General features: G+C 28.9%; 1 protein-coding gene. It reads right to left on the reverse strand.

All coding sequences use genetic code 11. The annotated features are described in order from the left end of the window. Positions 1-1,149, reverse strand: a 1,149-nt coding sequence (locus BGS43_RS03240; protein WP_141085295.1) for a motility associated factor glycosyltransferase family protein, incomplete at both ends; no start/stop codon positions are given.

Consider the following 1,149-nt stretch of genomic DNA (forward strand, 5'->3'; position numbering starts at 1 on the left):
TGTCCATAAACTAATTCCATAAATTCTAAATGTTCTTTTATCCAAAGAATACTTTTATTAAAAACATCTTCTTTGGTTTTAGGATTTAAAACATAAATCCTTGCAAGGTTTAGTTCAAATTGTGTCAGTAAAGGACCTAAAATTTCATACAAATCTTGCATTTGTTTCATATCTTCAAGTTTGTTTTTAAACTCATCTATTTTTCTAATAGCTAAGTTTAAATCTTCTTCTTTTTCATTTAAACTCAAATATATACTTTGTATATTTTCAAAATCATTGCTGAGTATTTTACTAAAATCTCTACAATGTTTAATACTTTGATAAACTTTATAATAAGCCTTAAGTAAAAATTCATTTTGTTTATTTAAACTTAAAGGTTCTAATTTTTCAAAAGGTTTATTTAAATCTTTATCAAGTAAATTCTCACAAGCCCATAAAAAAGGTTTTTCTATGGTTCCTTCTATCCTTGCTCCACCTTCGGTGCAGTTGTAGGTGGTGATACCCATTTTTCTAGTATTTGGAATCATTTCATTTTCAAACCGATTTTTAAATAAAAGCCATATACTATGAGTTTCGACTTTTCCGTTGCCTCCATAAGCCTCGGTTAAAATATGTTCATACATTTGACTTTCATAATTAGCTGAGTTTTGATAATCATCAGGATGAGAATTGCCATTTTCAGCATAAGCTAAATCCTGTCCTATAAAAATGATGTTTTTATGACTTAGATAAGTTGCTAGATAAGATAATGTATGTGCAACACTAAATCCTACAGCAGCATAAGAAAAATCTTTAAGATTTATATAATATGGAAAAGCAAGAACTTTTTGAGTGATGACTAAATTTCTACTCTTTAAATACTCAATCGCCTTTGGATGAATAACCCCTGCGCAAACAAACACAATATCCTTATCAAATTCCCCAAAATCATGATTAAAAAATTCAGCTGTAAATTCACTTCTTTCAAGCATGCAAACATAATCAGGCTTTATATTATGCTTCGCTAAAATAGGATAAGCACTATCGGCACAAAAAATCGTAGCTTTGCTAGCATACTTTTTTAATAAAGGCAATTGTTTAGTAAGGGATGGTCCTGTAGAAACAATGATAGCTGTATCACTTATACCCTTTCTTTTAGAAAGTAATTCT

Source organism: Campylobacter sp. 110, from assembly GCF_002383965.1.
Classification (GTDB): domain Bacteria; phylum Campylobacterota; class Campylobacteria; order Campylobacterales; family Campylobacteraceae; genus Campylobacter_D; species Campylobacter_D coli.